The organism is Streptomyces deccanensis (assembly GCF_022385335.1).
GTDB lineage: Bacteria > Actinomycetota > Actinomycetes > Streptomycetales > Streptomycetaceae > Streptomyces > Streptomyces deccanensis.
This window is the reverse complement of sequence record NZ_CP092431.1, coordinates 1128967-1146003: the sequence shown is the minus strand read 5'-3', so window position 1 is coordinate 1146003 and position 17037 is coordinate 1128967. Positions and strand designations below refer to the sequence as shown.

At 69.5% G+C, this 17037-nt stretch carries 16 protein-coding genes; 7 read left to right on the top strand and 9 right to left on the bottom strand.

The window, feature by feature from the left end; genetic code table 11:
* Positions 1-124 precede the first annotated feature (124 nt).
* Positions 125-1129, bottom strand: a complete 1005-nt coding sequence (locus L3078_RS05270; protein WP_239751246.1) for an N-acetylglucosamine kinase — start codon at positions 1127-1129, stop codon at positions 125-127.
* Positions 1130-1312: 183 nt separating this feature from the next.
* Between L3078_RS05270 and L3078_RS05265 the strand changes: the two genes are divergently transcribed.
* Entirely contained in the window at positions 1313-1990 is a 678-nt protein-coding gene (locus L3078_RS05265) for a uracil-DNA glycosylase (RefSeq protein WP_239751244.1), read from the top strand.
* 181 nt (positions 1991-2171) lie between these two features.
* Here L3078_RS05265 and L3078_RS05260 read toward each other — a convergent pair whose 3' ends face one another.
* The 4 genes from L3078_RS05260 to L3078_RS05245 all read right to left on the bottom strand — a co-directional run bounded on the left by L3078_RS05260 (position 2172) and on the right by L3078_RS05245 (position 6511).
* Positions 2172-3269 carry an NmrA family NAD(P)-binding protein gene (locus L3078_RS05260; RefSeq protein WP_275593123.1) on the bottom strand — a complete coding sequence of 366 codons (1098 nt, stop codon included), beginning with the start codon at positions 3267-3269 and terminating at the stop codon, positions 2172-2174.
* Between the two features lie 176 nt (positions 3270-3445).
* Positions 3446-4408, bottom strand: coding sequence for a PDR/VanB family oxidoreductase (locus L3078_RS05255; protein WP_239751240.1), 963 nt, complete (start codon positions 4406-4408; stop codon positions 3446-3448).
* Between the two features lie 52 nt (positions 4409-4460).
* Positions 4461-5804, bottom strand: a complete 1344-nt coding sequence (locus L3078_RS05250; RefSeq protein WP_239751238.1) for an SCP2 sterol-binding domain-containing protein — start codon at positions 5802-5804, stop codon at positions 4461-4463.
* Positions 5805-6046: 242 nt separating this feature from the next.
* Positions 6047-6511, bottom strand: coding sequence for a winged helix-turn-helix transcriptional regulator (locus tag L3078_RS05245; protein ID WP_239751235.1), 465 nt, complete (start codon positions 6509-6511; stop codon positions 6047-6049).
* 117 nt (positions 6512-6628) lie between these two features.
* Here L3078_RS05245 and L3078_RS05240 point away from each other — a divergent pair, with 117 nt between their 5' ends.
* The 3 genes from L3078_RS05240 to L3078_RS05230 all read left to right on the top strand — a co-directional run bounded on the left by L3078_RS05240 (position 6629) and on the right by L3078_RS05230 (position 9158).
* The gene (locus L3078_RS05240; protein ID WP_239751232.1) at positions 6629-7198 is read left to right on the top strand and encodes a TetR/AcrR family transcriptional regulator; all 570 of its coding nucleotides are present in this window, start codon (positions 6629-6631) and stop codon (positions 7196-7198) included.
* A 95-nt stretch (positions 7199-7293) separates the two neighbouring features.
* The gene (locus L3078_RS05235; protein ID WP_239751230.1) at positions 7294-8109 is read left to right on the top strand and encodes an oxidoreductase; all 816 of its coding nucleotides are present in this window, start codon (positions 7294-7296) and stop codon (positions 8107-8109) included.
* Between the two features lie 74 nt (positions 8110-8183).
* A complete protein-coding gene (locus L3078_RS05230; RefSeq protein WP_239751228.1) occupies positions 8184-9158 on the top strand; it encodes an NmrA family NAD(P)-binding protein in 975 nt (324 codons plus the stop codon).
* Between the two features lie 161 nt (positions 9159-9319).
* Here L3078_RS05230 and L3078_RS05225 read toward each other — a convergent pair whose 3' ends face one another.
* Positions 9320-10405 (bottom strand): WD40/YVTN/BNR-like repeat-containing protein, encoded by a 1086-nt coding sequence (locus tag L3078_RS05225; protein ID WP_239751226.1) that lies wholly within the window; start codon positions 10403-10405, stop codon positions 9320-9322.
* A 235-nt stretch (positions 10406-10640) separates the two neighbouring features.
* On the opposite strand from L3078_RS05225, the gene L3078_RS05220 reads away from it, so the two are divergent.
* A complete protein-coding gene (locus L3078_RS05220; protein WP_239751224.1) occupies positions 10641-11222 on the top strand; it encodes an Rv1733c family protein in 582 nt (193 codons plus the stop codon).
* A 149-nt stretch (positions 11223-11371) separates the two neighbouring features.
* Here L3078_RS05220 and L3078_RS05215 read toward each other — a convergent pair whose 3' ends face one another.
* Both L3078_RS05215 and L3078_RS05210 read right to left on the bottom strand, forming a co-directional pair.
* Positions 11372-12154, bottom strand: a complete 783-nt coding sequence (locus tag L3078_RS05215; protein WP_239751222.1) for a pectate lyase — start codon at positions 12152-12154, stop codon at positions 11372-11374.
* 62 nt (positions 12155-12216) lie between these two features.
* The gene (locus L3078_RS05210; RefSeq protein WP_239751220.1) at positions 12217-13194 is read right to left on the bottom strand and encodes a pectate lyase family protein; all 978 of its coding nucleotides are present in this window, start codon (positions 13192-13194) and stop codon (positions 12217-12219) included.
* Between the two features lie 363 nt (positions 13195-13557).
* Between L3078_RS05210 and L3078_RS05205 the strand changes: the two genes are divergently transcribed.
* Together L3078_RS05205 and L3078_RS05200 are read left to right on the top strand one after the other, a co-directional pair.
* Entirely contained in the window at positions 13558-14883 is a 1326-nt protein-coding gene (locus tag L3078_RS05205) for an extracellular catalytic domain type 1 short-chain-length polyhydroxyalkanoate depolymerase (protein ID WP_239751218.1), read from the top strand.
* A gap of 241 nt (positions 14884-15124) precedes the next feature.
* Positions 15125-16429 carry an SGNH/GDSL hydrolase family protein gene (locus tag L3078_RS05200; RefSeq protein ID WP_239760213.1) on the top strand — a complete coding sequence of 435 codons (1305 nt, stop codon included), beginning with the start codon at positions 15125-15127 and terminating at the stop codon, positions 16427-16429.
* 229 nt (positions 16430-16658) lie between these two features.
* On the opposite strand, the gene L3078_RS05195 is transcribed toward L3078_RS05200, so the two are convergent.
* On the bottom strand, positions 16659-16829 hold the full coding sequence (locus L3078_RS05195) for a hypothetical protein (RefSeq protein WP_239751215.1): 171 nt from the start codon (positions 16827-16829) through the stop codon (positions 16659-16661).
* Positions 16830-17037 lie beyond the last annotated feature (208 nt).

The window sequence follows — 17037 nt, the reverse complement described above, 5'->3', positions numbered from 1 at the left end:
GATTTGTCTGATGAGTTACGTGCCGATCAGGGCCGATCGGTACCGCATTTATCTGCTGAGTGGTGCACTTGGGTGATCACGACGGCTCTTGTCCGACAGGCTGGATTACTCCCTGTTTCAGGTACTATTTTTCGGCCACCACGTACAACATCCGCTCGTCGTACGGCAACCCGAGCCGGCCGCCCGCCAACGCGGCCGCGATGCGCACGGCACCGGCGAGCGGATCCCCTTCCGCCGGTACCAGCGGCGCGTGCGGCAGCCGCTGTGCCAACTCCGCCTCCAGCGGGCCGAGGAGCGGGGTGCCCAGCCTGAACAGGCCCCCGGTCAGAGCCACTCGGGGCTCGCCCGAGGCCGGGCAGACGGCGGCCGCAGCGTCGGCCATGTGCCGGGCGGCCTCGCGCAGGATGCCGGCCGCCACCGGGTCGTCCCCGGCGCAGGCGGCCACCTCCGGCGCGAACGACGCGAGGGCCGCCGGGCGGTCGTCCCTCGGGTAGATCCGGCCGGGAATCCCGGCCGGCGGGCCGAACACCCCCTCGGCGTGTGCCAGCAGCGGGGCCGAACCACCGCTCCGCCCGTCGTGCGCCCGCATCGCCGCCTCCAGCCCGGCCCGCCCGATCCACGCGCCGCCGCCGCAGTCCCCGAGGAGATGGCCCCAGCCGTCGGCCCGACGCCAGCCGGTCAGATCCGTACCGATCGCGATCAGCCCCGTACCGGCGGCGATCACCGCACCCGGCCGCGTCCCCAGGGCGCCGGTGTAGGCGGCGACCGCGTCGGCCACCAGTGCGACCCGGCGCACTCCCCACTTCCGAGCCAGCGCCGACGGCAGTTCGGCGCGCAGGTGCTCGCCGAGCGACGCGAACCCGGTGGCCCCGACGGCCACCGCCGCCGGACGCGCGCACCCGGCGTCGGCGAGCAGCCGCTCCGCCATGGGCGACAGCCGCTCCAACAGCCGGTCCGCGTCGATGCCGCGCGCACCGGTCGGCACCGCCTCCGCGGAGACCACCGGCTCTCCGAGCACCTCGGTGCCCCGGGCCAGCACCGCCCGCAACCCCGAACCACCGGAGTCCACGGCGAGCACGACGGGTGCCTGGTCCTCGGCGGGCCGGGAAAGGCCCTCGTGACGGAGCAAGCTCCGCTCCTTCCTGGCTACTGGCTTCCTGGCTTCGGTGACGGGCCGCGTGGGGTGGCGCGATGGTGCCCGTCCGGTTCGAGGCCTGGACGAGGAGGAAGGGTAGCGCCTGCGGAAGGGGCCCGTGGGTGGGGCTTCCCTGGGCATGCGGGGTGTCTGTGTGTGCCAGTAGAGTGACGCGCCGTGGCACCACGACCTTTGCATGAACTTGTTGAAGCGGGCTGGGCGAAGGCTCTCGAGCCGGTCGCCGAACGTATCGCCGGGATGGGCGACTTCCTGCGGGCCGAGATAGCGGCGGGCCGGACCTATCTGCCGTCCGGGGCGAATGTCCTGCGGGCCTTCCAGCAGCCCTTCGACGACGTCCGCGTCCTGATCGTCGGTCAGGACCCCTATCCCACGCCGGGCATGGCGATCGGGCTGAGCTTCGCGGTGGCGCCGGAGGTGCGTTCGCTGCCGGGCAGTCTGGAGAACATCTACCGCGAGATGCACTCCGACCTCGGTCTGCCCCGGCCGTCGAACGGCGATCTGACCCCCTGGACCAGGCAGGGCGTGCTGCTGCTCAACCGCGCGCTGACGACCGCCCCGCGCAAGCCGGCCGCGCATCGCGGCAAGGGCTGGGAGGACGTCACGGAGCAGGCGATCAGGGCGCTGGCCGGGCGGGGGAAGCCGCTGGTGTCGATCCTGTGGGGCCGTGACGCCCGCAACCTCCGCCCGCTGCTCGGCGATCTGCCGGCGATCGAGTCCGCACACCCGTCCCCCATGTCTGCGGACCGGGGCTTCTTCGGCTCGCGCCCCTTCAGCCGCGCCAACGACCTGCTGCTGCGACAGGGCGCTCAGCCGGTGGACTGGCGACTGCCGTAACCCACGCCGGACCTGACGGCCGCGCCTGGAAGGAGTCACCCGGCCCTGCGACGAGCCGGGTCTGCCAACACGGCAGGTCGTCAGCTGCCCTGCTCGGCGAACTGATCGCTATCGCGCAGTCCGGGACGGTCGTCATGCCGTCGGTAGCGTGCAAGATGACCTGATGACCTGACCGGGGCGTTCACAGCTTTCCGGTCCTGAGGTCCGCGCTGCTCTTGAGGACGGCGGATTCCATGCTCCAGTTCTCCGGCTGGACCCTGTCCCAGAGGCTTCCCTTGCCGGATTCCCTGCCCAGCTGGTCCTCGCGGCGGAACCACTCCTCGGCGCTCCTGATCCTGTGGGGGTGGATTTCGTCGAGCAGGGCGTAGTCCCGGGTGATGATCCCGTGCTTCCACACGTTCCAGAAGCCGGTGAAATTGTCACGGAAACTCATGGTGCTCTTGTCGTCGGGGTCGGCGTTGTACCCGGCGGGGTGATCGGCGATCCCCTGCAGGTCCGGGCTGTTCCAGTACGTGTCCAGGTCGGTGTCGATGTACCGCGCCGGATGCCCGGTGACCTTCTCGAACGCCGCGGCCATGTCGGCATAGGTCATGTGCTCGATGGCGACTTCCAGATCCATGCCGTTGGCCCGCTCCGGGTTGTCGAAGAGCCAGCGGACGTAGAACCCGCAGTCGTCGAGAGCCACGTGCGGAACGGCCCCCTCGCCGAGCGGGACTCGCCACGTGACGACGCCGTCCTCGACGCTGGGCGTCATGGGCGTCAGTGGTGAGATCACCATCTCGATGTAGGGGCCCGACGTGAAGACCGCGGCTCCCATGCGGTCGCTGTTCTTCTCGTTCTGGAACAGCACCCATTCGGCCATGCGGCCTTTTCCGTCGTAGTGGCCGGTGCGGAACCTGGAGTCGTAGCCCGACTTCTTGAGGGCGTAGTCCAGGTTTCCGTAGACGAAGAACTTGATTCCTTCCTCGATCGCTATCTCATAGGTGCGGATGGCCCAGTAGGTCTCGGTCTTCTCGCCGGTGTTGAACCCGTCGATGTTCACGAAGGCCCCGTCGCAGCCGCGGAACCCCTCTCGCAGCACCTCCTCGTCGGCGAACGACCCTTCGAGGATGGAGACGTTGCCCAGCGCGAGGAGAGCCTGGGCCCGGGGCGAGGTGGCATCCCGGGTGAGGACCCGCACGGAGTACTTCTTGTCGGCGACGAGAGCCCGGACGATGGGCATTCCCTGAGCCCCTGTACCGCCGATGACGAAGATGGTGGAGGTGGCATGAGATGACATGGTTCTTGACTCCAGAAAGAGGGGGGACGCAGTCACCGCGCGAACGGGCGGGAGCGTCGGAGCACCTTGGAAACCGATCGGTTTCACCACCGTACACCGATCGGTTTCCGACTGGCAAGTGTGCTTCTGGAAGTCCGGGACGAAGCCGGCGCCGGGTCCGCGTTCGGCGGGGCGGATCAGACGTCGAGGACCAGGCGGTCGCCCTTGGCTCGGGAGACGCAGATCATCATGGTGTCGCCCGCGGCGCGCTCCTGGTCGGTCAGGACCGAGTCGCGGTGGTCGATCTCCCCGGACAGCACCTTCGTCTCGCAGGTCCCGCAGATCCCCTCCTCGCAGGAGGTCATCACGGGCACCCCCGCGGCTTCGACGGCCTCAAGAACGGACATGTCCTCGGAGACCAGCAGCGTCCGGCCGGACTGGGCCAGCTCGACCTCGAAGCCGCTCCGCGGCCCGGCCGCGAGGTCCTGCTTCGGGGCGAAGCGCTCCAGGTGCAGAGATCCGCTCGGCCACTTCTCGCAGCCGGCCTCGACCGCCGCGAGCAGCGGTTCCGGCCCACAGCTGTAGACGACCGTCTTCCGCTGCGGCTTGCCCAGGAGCGAGGGCAGGTCCAACAGGCCGTACTCATCCTGCGGCCGCAGGCTCACCCGCTCCCCGTAGGCCTGCCGCAGAGTCTCAGCGAACGCCATCGAGGCCCGGGTGCGGCCCCCATAGACGAGGCGCCAGTCCGCGCGAGTCGCGTCGACAGCCGCCAGCATGGGAAGAATCGGTGTGATGCCGATCCCGCCCGCGATGAACAGGTAGTTCTTGGCCTTCACGAGCGGAAAGTGGTTGCGCGGCCCGCGGACACGCACCGACTCGCCTTCCCTGAGTACGTCGTGCACATGGCTCGACCCGCCACGGCTCTCCGGTTCACGCAGCACCGCGACCTGAAAGCGGGACCGATCTGCCGGGTCCCCGCACAGGGAATACTGGCGGACCAGGTCGGCGCGCAGGACCAGATCGATATGCGCTCCCGGCTGCCATTCCGGCAGTGGACGGTCTTCCGGGTGGCGCAGCGTCAACTGCACGACACCTTCGGCCATTGTCTCCTTGTGTTCCACCACGAGATCGAGTTCGACTTCGGTGCTGAGATTGCTCATGATCGCCTTTCATTCATCATGGATGATGCGGTGACGCGTTCTTCCTGACCGATCAGGACGGGAAGCAACGGCCGAAGTCGCGCAGCAGTCGGGGGGATCCGTTCAGCTTGATCTGCCGACGCACCAGTGCCCACGCCAACATCGAGGGCTTCGCGAGGAATCGCAGCCAGGTGCGGGTGTCGGCGGTGATCCTGAGGTCCGGATCACCGTGATGCCCGTCGGCGACCTCGAGTTCGCGGTCGCGGATGGTCACGGTGATCTGCCGGGATTCCTCACCGGTGAAGGTGAAATGGTAGGAGGCGGACATGTCCTTGGCCTGCTCGCGCTGAAAGATCAGCGGCAGGCCCTCCACCAGACCGTCGATGCTGTCCGCTCGCAGACTCATCGCCACATGCTTCGTGCGCTTGTTGGGGAAACGGTCGGCCACGTGCTGCTCGGCGTCGGAGCCAGGGACGACGTAGACGGTCTCCTCCTTGTCCATCAGAGGGCGCACGACCTGGGTCAGATGGGTCTTGCGACTGTCCAGCCAGGGGCCGATGACGTCCTCGCCGGCCGGGCAGACCGACATGCAGTAGGCGGCTTTGTAGTTGGCGCCGAAGGACAGGCTCTGCCACATCGAGGCGCTCTCGCTGTCGCTGACCCGTGAACGGTAGTCGTGGGCGTCACGGCTTTCGGCGACCTGCTCGGCCCAGTCACCGAAGCCGCCCATGAACTCGCGGTAGTTGTGGGTGTAGCAGGCGGAGAAATTGAAATGACCGTCGGAGGCGATCGCCCCGGTCGGGCAGGCTGTCACACACAGTTTGCATTCCAGGCAGGGGTTGTACTCGATGGGCCTGGTGTATTCGCTGACCTCGGCGTCGATGAGGATGGTGCCCAGCAGGATGAAGTTGCCGAATTTGGGGTGGATGACGTTGCGGTGAATACCCATCTTGCCGAGCCCCGCCGCCACGGCGACCGGCTTGTGCGAGACGACCCACGCCTTCCTGGGGAACTTGTCCATCTCCATGGGAAAGCCCATCGCGGGATTGATGGCGCGCACGCCCGCCGCCTCCAGCTCGCCCACCACGTGCCGACCGACCTCGTTGGTGTGGTCGCCCGTGTGATGGAACTCCAGGTTGGCCACCGAGCGCGCGGGAGTGCGGATGTTCTCCCGGTTCATCCGGGTCACGATGCTGATCAGCGTGCGGACACCCGGCAGCGCGGCGCTCAGATCCTCTCGCTGGTCGGCGATGTCGGCCCGGTCGATCTCGACGAAGCCGACGTCGTCCGCGCCCGCGTCCAGACACAACTGACGCAGCCACGATGCGTCCAGCGGCTCGGCGGGCCGGGCGGCGGTGCGGTCGCGCCGGCGGGCTTGAACGACGGTGGGATGGTCTTCCAGCTTGTTCTTGGCCATCGAGTCACCTCAGGGGGCTGGGCCGGTAAGTTTCATGAAGCAACTCGCACACTAGCCTTGCGAGTTTCATGGAGCAACTCATGGAGAAGTTATGGTCATTCGGTGGGTTCTCCGAGAGATCCGACCGCAACTGACCTGCATGAAGCGGGAGTTGGCAGCGCGCACACGCCGAGCCGCGGAAAGGGCGGCAGCACCCGAGTGGTGGCGGCTACGGCGGCGGCAACAAGGCGTGCTCTGCTACGTCACGCCGTCCGCTCGGTGAGTGCCGGGCCGGGAAGCAGCTGTACGGCGTCCGGGCCCACCACTTGTTCGCACTGGGTGCACACGAGCTGTTCCCGAACGTTGCCTCCGCATCCCACGTGGTGCGTGATCCGCGGAGGGCCGGCCGGATGCGGGGCGTGCTCATCGCCCCAGTGCATCAGGCTGAGCACCGCGGTGAGCAAGGCCTGGGCCTTGTCCGTCGGCCGGTACTCGTAGCGGGCGGGCCGCTCCTGGTAGCAGACCCGCTCCAGCAGGCCGTCGTCGACCAGCTTGGAGAGACGGCTGGTGAGTACGTTGCGGGCGATGCCGAGACTGTCCTGGAACTCCTCGAAGCGGCGCAGGCCGAGCTGGGCGTCGCGAATGATCAGCAAGGTCCAGCGCTCGCCCACGACTTCCAGGGTCCGGGCGATGGAGCACAGCTGACTGTCGTACATTCGGCCCAACATGCTCCGAATCTAACACGTTGCGTCAAGCAACTGACGGCTCCGGGGGTGGGTCACCGGCTGCCGACCTCAGGAAACCGATCGGTTTTCTTTTGCTTCTCCTTGGGTTAATCTCGTGGTATGACCACCGAAGTGAAGCAAACCCCCAGGGAGCGACTGCTGGAGGCGGCGGCCACACTCACCTACCGTGACGGCGTCGGCATCGGCATCGAGGCGCTCTGCAAGGCCGCGGGAGTGTCGAAGCGCTCCATGTACCAGCTGTTCGAGAGCAAGGACGCACTGCTCGCGGCAAGTCTGGAGCGGCGTACCTCCGCCTATGCGGCGGCGCTCCTGCCTGCGGCGGACGACGGTCGTTCGTCCAGGGAGCGGATCCTGCACGTCTTCGAGCAGCTGGAATCGCAGTCCGGTGCACCCGAGTTCTACGGCTGCCCCTATCTGGCCGCGCAGATCGAGCTGAAGGATCAGGATCACCCCGCGAGCCGCGTCGCGCATGGGGTCAAGGAGAAACTGACCGCCTTCTTCCGTGCCGAGGCCGAGCGGGGCGGGGCGAGCGATCCCGGCCTGGTGGCCCGCCAGCTCAGCCTGGTGTTCGACGGTGCCAGTGCCCGCGCGGGAATCGGGGCGGACAAGCTGTCGGGTCTCGTCGCGCCCACGGTGGTCACCCTGCTCGACGCCGCTGCCGTGAACTGACGCGCCGCCCCTCTCGTCATCCGCCCTTGCGTACGGAAACCGATCGGTTTACGATGCTGGAAACCGATCGGTTTCTATGTTGTGCGGGAGTCATGATGCTGACAAATCGACCGATGGCACTCGTGACGGGTGCGTCGTCCGGTATCGGGAGGGAGACAGCTCGCGCCCTGGTCGCAGAGGATTTCGACGTGGTCGGCACGAGCCGGGACAGCACGCGCGTCACCCCGCTCGCCGGCGTGACGTTCCTCAGTCTCGACGTCGCCGACGACGCCTCGGTCGCCGGAGTGGTCCAGGAGGTGAGCGAGCGGTTCGGGCGGATCGACGTCCTGGTCAACAACGCCGGCGTCGGCTCTACGGGAGCCGCGGAGGAGACCTCCGTCGAGCAGGCCAGGGCCGTCTTCGACACCAATGTCTTCGGGGTCATGCGCATGGCGACGGCGGTCCTGCCCTACATGCGTGCCCAGAAGCGCGGCCGCATCATCAATGTCTCGTCCGTACTCGGATTCATGCCCCAGCCCTACATGGCCGTCTACGCCGCCTCCAAGCACGCGATCGAGGGTTACTCCGAGTCCCTGGATCACGAGATCCGTGAGCACGGCGTCCGGTCGCTCCTCGTCGAACCTGCGTACACGCGGACCGACTTCGAGGCCAACAGCGCGAAGCCCGACACGCCCCTGCACGCCTACGCGAAGCAGCGGCAGACCGTCGACCGTGTGATGGCGGAGGCGATCAGGGGAGGTGACGCACCGGACGTCGTGGCCAGGGCGATCGTCGCTGCGGCGACCGACGCCAAGCCGAAGCTGCGCTACACCGCGGGCCCCATGGCAGGACGCGTGAGCGCCCTGCGCCGCCTCGCTCCCGCCCGCGCCTTCGACCGGCAGATCCGCAAGATCAACCGTCTGGCGGGCTGACCCGCGGGCCACCGCCCCGGCCCCCGACCTTCCGAACAACAACATCCCCACCCAACCAGACAGAGGACATCTCGATGTCAGAGCGCGAGCCCATCCTGATCACCGGAGCCGCCGGCGAAATCGGTGGGGTGAGCCGGACGATGGTCGACATGCTGCTCGAACAAGGGCACCCCGTGCGCGCGTTCGTCCGGCAGGACGACGAACGCGCCGACTCGCTCCGCGGGGCCGGGGCGGAGGTCTTCGTCGGTGACCTGCTCACCGTCGCCGACGTGACCGCCGCGCTGAAGGACGTCCGGCGCATCTACTTCAGCATGAGCCTGTCGCCGTACTACACCGACGCCGTCAGCCTGATGGCCGCGGCGGCGCGGGCGCGGGGCGACATGGAGGTGTTCGTCAACATCTCCGAGTACGAGCAGTCGTTCATGACCTTCGACAGGATGACCGCGCCGGAGGAGGAGCGACGCGCGTGGCTCGGCGGGCTCGTCGCCGACTGGTCGCCGCAGCAGCGGGCCCACTGGGTCGCCGAGCAGGTGCTCGAGTGGTCCGGCCTCCCGACCGTCAACGTGCGGGGGGCCATGTTCGTCGAGAACCCCCTGATGACCTGGCTGGCGCTGGAGCCGCTGAGCAGGGGTGAACTGCGCCTGCCGTTCGCTGAGCACCGGCTCGCGCCCATCGCCGGGTACGACGTGGCGGAACTCTGCGTGAAGATCCTGACCGACCCGGCACCGCACATCTCGAAGTCCTACGACCTCACCGGTCCCGAGCTGAAGGACATGCACGGGTTCGCGGAGGACTACGCGGCCGTGCTGGGACGCCCGGTCGTCTACGTTCCCGAGGACGTCGAGACCTGGAACGAGACCTATGTCGACCCCGCCCTGGGCGCGTTCCCGCACATCGCTGAGCACCTGAAGACCTTGACCCGGCTGATGGGCGGCGGAGGCTACCGCGGCACCACCGACCAGCTGGAGACCCTGCTCGGACGCCCGCCCAAGACGGTGCGGTGGGCTCTGGAGAACCACCCGCGCATCCAGAAGCTGGCGGCCGCATGAGGAACTGATCGACGACGAACGTCCTGGTGCCGAACGGGACCGGACTCAGGGCGACTCGACGGACGGGAGGGCGCACTCGCGGACGGCGCCGGCGACCCTCCCCGTCCGCTCATCCGCTCATCCGCTCATCCTCACCCGCTCATCCACATCGGCTCACCCGCTCACCCGACGACGGCCGCGCGTACGCACAGCACATCCGGCAGATGCGACAGCAACTGCCGCCAGCTGTCGCCGTCGTCGGCCGAGGCGTACACCTCGCCGTTGCGGTTGCCGAAGTAGACGCCCGCCGGGTCCGCGTCGTCCGTGCACATCGCGTCGCGCAGCACCGTGCCGTAGTGGTCCTCGGTCGGCAGGCCCGCCGCCAGCGGCTCCCAGCTCTTGCCCGCGTCCGCCGTGCGGAAGACCCGGCAGCGGTGGTCGGCCGGGACGCGGTCCGCGTCGGCGTTGATAGGGAAGACGTAGGCGGTGTCCCCGCGGTGCGGATGGGCGACCGCCGCGAAACCGAACGTGGAGGGCAGGCCCGCGCCGATGTCCTCCCAGTGCGCCCCCGCGTCGTCGCTGCGGTACACGCCCCAGTGGTTCTGCAGGTACAGCCGGTCGGGCGTCGTCGCGTCCCGGGTCACCTTGTGCACGCACTGGCCGAACTCCGGGTCGGGGTCCGGCAGGAACACCGCCGAGACACCGGAGTTGGACGGCGACCAGCTCGCCCCGCCGTCCTCGGTGCGGAACACCCCGGCGGCGGAGACCGCCACGGTCAGCGCGCGCGGATCGCGCCGGTCGGTGAGGATCGTGTGCAGCCCCTCGCCGCCGCCTCCCGGGGCCCACCGGCCGCGCGTCGGGTGCTCCCACAGCGGCCGTACCAGCTCGAAGGTCTCGCCCCGGTCCTCGGAGCGGTACAACGCGGCCGGTTCCGTGCCCGCGTACACCACGTCCGGTTCGGCCGCCGACGGATGCAGCTGCCACACCCGCTCCAGCGAGGCCCCGGTGTCCTTGGGGAACTTGACCGCGGGCCGGGCCGGTTCGGTCCACGTGCGGCCGAGGTCGTCGGAGTGGAAGACGGAGGGGCCCCAGTGGGCGCTGTCACCGCCCACCAGCAGCCGGGGGGTGTCCGAGCGGGTGTCGATGGCGACCGCGTAGATCGCCTGCGCGTTGAAGTACGGCGTCTCGTCGAACTCCCAGGCGCCTCCCCGCCGCCGCCCGATGAACAACCCCTTGCGTGTGCCCACGGTGAGCAGTACCTCAGCCATCCCGGCCACCTCCCGGACATCGTCGTCCCAGTCACCGGCCAGTCTGCACCCCACCACTGACAGTCACCCCTCGGAACGGCTCCGCCGCAGGTCAGCCGGTGTGTGAGCGGATTCGGACCGGGCCGGCGCCGAGCGGGCCGGGCGGGGTGACCCACATCGCATGAGCAGGGCGGGGGCCGCCGCCGTATGGAAGAGCGGTCCGGCAGTCCTGCGTGTGCGAGGGAGGGTGCCCCCGATGGTGGCATTCCGTGGTCCGAAGGTGTGGCTGTGGCGATGGCGGCGCAACCCGCTCAGAAGGCGTGCCGACCGGCTGGAGTCCTGGGTCGTGCTGATCACCTGGGCGATGACCCTGTTCGGCGGGGTGGCCGTGGGTCTCATGGCCGAACACTCCGTGGAGTCCGGTCTCGCCCGGCAGCGCGCGGAGTGGCGCCAGGTCGGCGCGGTTCTCACGGAGGACGCGCCGGAGCCCTCCGGCAAGAGCGGTACGGCCGCGGAGAAGGTGTGGGCGAAGGTCCGCTGGACCGCGCCGGACGGCTCCGGGCGCGAGGGTCAGGCCCGGGTCGATCCTGCCACCCTGATGGGAGCGCGGGTCACCGTGTGGACGGACGCCGAGGGCCTGCTGGTCACCGAGCCCGCCAGTGAGTCCCAGGCCCGGTTGCGTGCCGGGCTCGTGGGCGGGCTCGCGGGTCTGTTCGCGGCGGCCGTGCCCTTCGTGGGCGGCCGGCTCGTGCGCGGCCGTATGGAGCGGCGGCGGATGGACCAGTGGGACGAGGAGTGGGCGCGGATCGGCCCCCTCTGGGAGCGCAAGATCTGGTGAGGCCGGGCGGGGCGTGCACGTGACGGTGACCGCCCCGCCCGATGGCCGACGCCCGACGCCCGACGCCCGACGGCCGACGGCCGGACGAGGCCCGTGGGGGGAGGCTCCGTCCGGCCGCCGGGGGACTCACCGGTGGGTGACGAGCGGGGTCACCGGTAGGTGATGTCCGAGGTGGCGTACTTGCAGTTGGTGCTGTCGGGGCCCGTACCGGCGGGGTCGTTGTTGTTGTACTTCTGGCACGGGATGACCTTGCGGCCGCTGTCGTTGAGGATCGTGATGCCCCGCAGGGTCGCCACGTCGCCGCGGTTGACGTTGATGCCGACCAGGCGCGCGGTGGAACCCGTCCCCGTCACCTCGATGTTGCTGAGGTTCACCTTGCGGGTGTACTGCGTGGAGCAGTCGCCGCAGGAGCGGTACAGCGTCTTGAACTCGCTGACCGCGAAGTTGGAGATGTTCAGGGTGCCGGGCCCGTTGTGCTGGAAGACCTTGTCGGCCGCCTTCTTGGCGCCGCCGCCGGTGACCGTGTACGTCGAGCCGCCGCGGAAGGTCGCCGCGTCCTCGCCGACGTCCTCCCACCAGACGTTCTGCAGGGTGCAGTTGCCCTCGCAGTGGATGCCGTCGGCGCCGGGCGCGCCGATGATGACGTTCTTCAGCGTGGCGCCGGGCGCGAGCTTGAAGATCGGGTCCTGGCCCTCCTCCTGGCCGCTGCCGGCCAGCTCGCCGCTGCCGTAGTAGCGCACCATGCCGCCGTCCCGGGTGCCGGACACCGAGATGGTCGAGGACACCGGCTGGCTGCCCTTGGCGGACGGCCAGGTGGCGGCGTTCGCCGGCGTGGCCCCACTAGTCATGATCATGCCAAACGAGAGGCTGAACGCGGCGAACGTGCCGGTCAGCGCGCGCGTGCGGGCGCGCGGACGTGCTGCAGAAGTCATGTCCCGATTCCTTCTGTAGTCCGGGCGGATGGGGGGTTGGGGATGGAGCGGTCGAACGGTTCTCAGAGCTTTCCGGCGCCCGCTCCCGACGTCACCGACGCGACGACGGAGGAGGCGGACTCGGGGGTGTAGCCGTAGGGCGGGGTGGTGAAGCTCCCCACCCGGGAGATCTCGGTGGCGGCCCCACCGAGGTCGTTGCCGCGCAGATTCGCGTAACCGTCCACGTCACTGCTGCGGTTCGTGGTGACCGCGACTCCCGTGTTGCGGAAGACGTTGTTCTCCACGAGCATCTGGGCGCCCATGCGCGAGTGGCAGGCGGTCTCGGCGCCGTCCACGTAGTTGTTGTAGAAGTGCCCGGTGCCGAAGCGCAGGCTGGGGATGCGCGAGTAGACGTTGGCGAAGTGGTTGTGGTGGTACGTCACCTTCAGCCGGCCGGTGTCCTCGGAGGCGTTGTTGTCGCTGTGACCGACCAGCGAGCCCTTGAAGTGCTCCTTGAAGGTGTTCCAGGAGACCGTCACGCCGTCCGAGCCGTGGTTGATGTCCAGCAGGCCGTCGTAGTGGTCCTTGTCGTGGGTGCGGTCCGCCGAGAAGGAGTTGTGGTCGATCCACACCTTCGTGGACTCCTGGACGGTGATCCCGTCGGCGGGCGCGACCGGCTTGCTGATGTTCAGGTTGCGGACGACGACGTTGGTCTCCTCCTTGATCCGCAGGCCACCGCCGGTGAATCCGGACGACGAACCCACGCCCAGCACCGTCGTGTTGGACCCGATGTCGACCTGACCGCTCAGCGAGATCAGGCCGTTCACGCGGACGACCTTGGCCGCGTTCCCGGTGACGGCGCTCCGGAAGGCGGCGAGCGTGGAGACCGTGACGGCGGAGGCGCCGCCGCCTCCGGTGGTCCCGGCGCCGAAACCGATCGGCGAGGACTCCGCCGCGCCCGCCGAGTGCGGTACGGCGAGGGTGGCGGCCGTCATCAGGGCGGCCGCGGCCGCCACCAGGGCTGATCTTTGCGCCTGTGTACGTGGGGGGACGGTACGCATGCGGGTGCTTCCCTTCAGGGGAGCGTGCGGGCCATGTACGTGAATGAAGTTCATGGTGTTGATCGCTGTGCGCGAGTGCGGTGGCTGCAGTCCACCGGGGGTTCACATCGCTGAACGGAACGTAGGGGGCAAGCGCTTTCTAGTCAACGCTTTGCGCAAAAGACGTTCGTCGCCCCAGGTAGGGGCGGTCGGCCGTGCGTGGCGCGTGGGCACGGTGACCCGGGAGGCTCGATGGGAGCGAATTCTTTCGACGGGTGGGAGCGCTTCCATGCCTTCCATGTCCATGTCACGATGCCCTTCTCGCCGTCCTGACCCGGATCCCTCCCCGTCGCACCCGCCCCCGCCACAGGAAGGCACAACGACGTGACCCACACCCCCCACGACCGGCCGCGCGGACAGCGCCGGTCGGTGCTCGTCGCACTGCTGGGAGCGCTCGTGGCGTTGTTCGCGGCCATGCTCCCGACCACACCCGCGGCCGCCGCGGCGAACGCCGACGCCGAGGCCGCTCCCCGGGCGGCGCTCACCGAGATCACCGGCTTCGGCACCAACCCCAGCAACCTGCAGATGTACCTGTACGTCCCGGAGAGCGTCACCGCGAACCCGGCGATCGTGGTCGCCGTGCACTACTGCACCGGCTCGGGGCCGGCGATGTACAACGGCACCGAGTACGCCCAACTCGCCGACAAGTACGGGTTCATCGTCGTGTACCCGTCCGTCACCCGGAGCAGCAAGTGCTTCGACGTCGCCTCCCCGCAGGCCCTGACCCGTGGCGGCGGCAGCGATCCCGTGGGCATCAAGTCCATGGTCGACTGGACCGTCCGCACCTACGACGCCGACACCGACCGGATCTTCGCCACCGGCATCTCCTCCGGCGCGATGATGACCAACGTCCTCCTCGGCGACTACCCCGACGTGTTCGCCGCCGGCGCCGCCTTCGCGGGCGTGCCCTTCGCCTGCTTCGCCACCACCAACGGCTCCGAGTGGAACAGCGACTGCGCGAACGGCACGATCATCCGGACCCCGCAGGCCTGGGGCGACCTGGTCCGCGGTGCCTACCCGGGCTACACCGGGCCCCGGCCCCGGATGCAGCTGTGGCACGGCACCACGGACGACGTGCTGCGCTACCCCAACTTCGGCGAGGAGATCAAGCAGTGGACCCAGGTCCACGGTGTCGGCCAGACGCCGGCCGCCACCGACTCGCCCCAGTCCAACTGGACCCGCACCCGCTACGGCGGCACCGGTGACCGTGCCCCCGTCGAGGCCATCAGCCTCCAGGGCACCGGGCACAACCTCTACGCCTGGGGCATGGGCGAGCGCGTCCTCACCTTCTTCGGCCTCAACGGCTCCGGTCCCGCGCCCCAGCCGCCGACCGGGCCCTGCAAGGTGACCGTCACCACCAACGCCTGGAGCACGGGGCTGACCGCGTCGGTGACCGTCACCAACACCGGTACGACGGCGGTGAACGGCTGGAAGCTGGGCTTCACCCTGCCCGCCGGACAGACCGTCACCAACGGCTGGGGCGCTGCGTACAGTCCGGCGAGCGGGGCCGTGACCGCGACCAACGCCACGTACAACGCCGCGATCGCGCCCGGCGCGAGCGTCAGCATCGGCTACCAGGCCAACCACACCGGCAACAGCGCGGCCCCGTCGTCGTACACGCTCAACGGAACGGCGTGCACGACGGGTTGACACGCACCGTTCCGCCGGGGCGGCCGTGTCGGCCCGGCGGCCGGCTGAGCGACCGCCCCACCCGAGTGGGCCGCTGAGCGACCGCCCCACCCGGGTGGGGCGGTCGGCACGGCGCCTTGACCCCGGCCCCAACGGTCTCCGCCCACCCGCACCCCTCCCGAACCGAAGAGAGGCACCGTCCTTGCGCCCGATCGACAGCCCCCAGCCCGTCCGGCCGTCCGGGAGGGCGCCGTTCGCGACCGTGCTCGCCGTCTGTGTGCTCGCCCTGGCCCTCGTGGTGGCTTCGTCCGCCCTGGTCGCCTTGGCCAGGGATGCGCACCGGGCGGACGGGACCGGCGCCGGCGACACGGCGACGGCCGCCCGGCGCTGGGTGAACACCTGGTCCGCGATGCCGCAGCTCACCGAGCCGGGCAACATGCCGCCGGCACCGTTCACCGGGGACCGCGCCGTACTGGTGGACACCACCCTGCGGCAGACCGTGCGCGTCACCACCGGCGGCGACCGCGTCCGGCTGCGCTTCTCCAACGCCTTCGGCGGCGGCGCGCTGCCCCTGACCGCCGTGACGGTGGCGCTTCCGCTGGGCGGCCGGGCGGGAGTCGGCGCGATCGAACCCGGCTCGTCGCGTCCGGTGACCTTCGGCGGCGGCGGATCCACGACCGTCCCGGTGGGAGCCCAGGTCGTGTCCGACCCGCTGGACTTCACGCTGCGGCCGGGCACCAACCTGACCGTGACGGCGTACCTGGCGGAGGGTCAGGCCTCGCTCGCCCTCACCTCGCACCCCGGTTCCCGCACCACCTCGTACCTGCTGCACGGCGACCACACCGAGGACGCGGATCTGCCCGGCGCGACCCCGACCAACCACTGGTATCTGCTCAGCGATGTCGAGGTGCTGTCCCGGCCCGCCGCCACCGCCATCGCCGTCCTCGGCGACTCCCTCACCGACGGCCGGGGCTCCACCACCAACGGCAACGACCGTTGGCCCGACCAGCTCTTCGACCGGCTCCAGCAGCGGCCCGACACCCGGCACATCGCCGTGGTCAACCAGGCGGCCGGCGGCAACCGGGTCCTCAACGACGGCCTCGGGCCCAACGCCCTCGCCCGGCTGGACCGCGACGTCCTGGCCCACAGCGCCGTCGAGCAGCTGATCGTCTTCGAGGGCGTCAACGACCTGGGCACCGCCGCGGCCACCCCCGCAGCCCAGCAGCGCGTCGCCGCCGATCTCGTCGCCGCCTACGAGCAGATCATCGTCCGCGCCCACGCCCGTGGCATCCGCGTGTACGGCGCGACCCTGCTGCCCTTCGGCGGCAACACCCCCTACGACGACGCCGCCGGGCACCGCGAGGCCGCGCGGCAGGCCGTCAACACCTGGATCCGCACCAGCGGCCGCTTCGACGCCGTCATCGACTTCGACCGCGCGGTCCGCGACCCCGCCGACCCGAGCCGTCTCCTGCCCGGCCTCCACGACGGCGACTGGCTGCACCTCAACCCGGAGGGATACCGGATCCTGGCCGAAGCGGTCCCGGCCCGTCTGCTCCGGCACGGCTGACCCGTACGGGCGCGCACACCCGTACCGGTGGCCCGACTCCGTCTGGACCGAGCGGTGGTACTGCTCAGGACACGGTCGCCGCCAACTCGCTGAATACGGGGTGCCGTTCGTCGAAGGCGAGCGCGCTGGACGCGACCGGCTGCCGGCCGGGAGCGTTCGCGCCGCGCGGTGGGAGACCCTGCGGACCGACCGGATACGTGAGGTTCGCAGGGCCGATGCCCTGGATCTGCTAGCGCCTCGGGGGCTTCTTCGGCTTCTTCCTCTCGGCTTCGTCCACCTGGGTCTGTTGGGTATCGGTGATGACCGATACCACTTCGATGGCTGCGGGTGCGGCGAGGGCGCCGCAGAGCGCGAAGCCGCACACGGCTATGGCGGTGCGCTTGCGAAGGGCGACTTGCATGGTGCATCACCTGATTTGTGTCGAATTGCACCTTCTTTTCCACACTTCTCCTCGTCCCAGGTGACGTCAAGAGGCGGTTTCGCTTGGGCAAGGTCGTATGCGTGGACGGGGTTCCAAGTTGAAGGCTGAACCACCAGTTGAAGGCTGAACCACCGGGCGTACGCGTCGCTGAAGTGACACTGAAGGACGACGGGAAGCATCTGGCGGG

What these genes read in the sequence shown, in the direction of transcription:
- L3078_RS05260 (WP_275593123.1), bottom strand. Translation starts at nt 3,269, where the DNA reads ATGTCATCTCATGCCACCTCCACCATCTTCGTCATCGGCGGTACAGGG.
- L3078_RS05255 (WP_239751240.1), bottom strand. Translation starts at nt 4,408, where the DNA reads ATGAGCAATCTCAGCACCGAAGTCGAACTCGATCTCGTGGTGGAACAC.
- L3078_RS05250 (WP_239751238.1), bottom strand. Translation starts at nt 5,804, where the DNA reads ATGGCCAAGAACAAGCTGGAAGACCATCCCACCGTCGTTCAAGCCCGC.
- L3078_RS05245 (WP_239751235.1), bottom strand. Translation starts at nt 6,511, where the DNA reads ATGTTGGGCCGAATGTACGACAGTCAGCTGTGCTCCATCGCCCGGACC.
- L3078_RS05240 (WP_239751232.1), top strand. Translation starts at nt 6,629, where the DNA reads ATGACCACCGAAGTGAAGCAAACCCCCAGGGAGCGACTGCTGGAGGCG.
- L3078_RS05235 (WP_239751230.1), top strand. Translation starts at nt 7,294, where the DNA reads ATGCTGACAAATCGACCGATGGCACTCGTGACGGGTGCGTCGTCCGGT.
- L3078_RS05230 (WP_239751228.1), top strand. Translation starts at nt 8,184, where the DNA reads ATGTCAGAGCGCGAGCCCATCCTGATCACCGGAGCCGCCGGCGAAATC.
- L3078_RS05225 (WP_239751226.1), bottom strand. Translation starts at nt 10,405, where the DNA reads ATGGCTGAGGTACTGCTCACCGTGGGCACACGCAAGGGGTTGTTCATC.
- L3078_RS05220 (WP_239751224.1), top strand. Translation starts at nt 10,641, where the DNA reads ATGGTGGCATTCCGTGGTCCGAAGGTGTGGCTGTGGCGATGGCGGCGC.
- L3078_RS05215 (WP_239751222.1), bottom strand. Translation starts at nt 12,154, where the DNA reads ATGACTTCTGCAGCACGTCCGCGCGCCCGCACGCGCGCGCTGACCGGC.
- L3078_RS05210 (WP_239751220.1), bottom strand. Translation starts at nt 13,194, where the DNA reads ATGCGTACCGTCCCCCCACGTACACAGGCGCAAAGATCAGCCCTGGTG.
- L3078_RS05195 (WP_239751215.1), bottom strand. Translation starts at nt 16,829, where the DNA reads ATGCAAGTCGCCCTTCGCAAGCGCACCGCCATAGCCGTGTGCGGCTTC.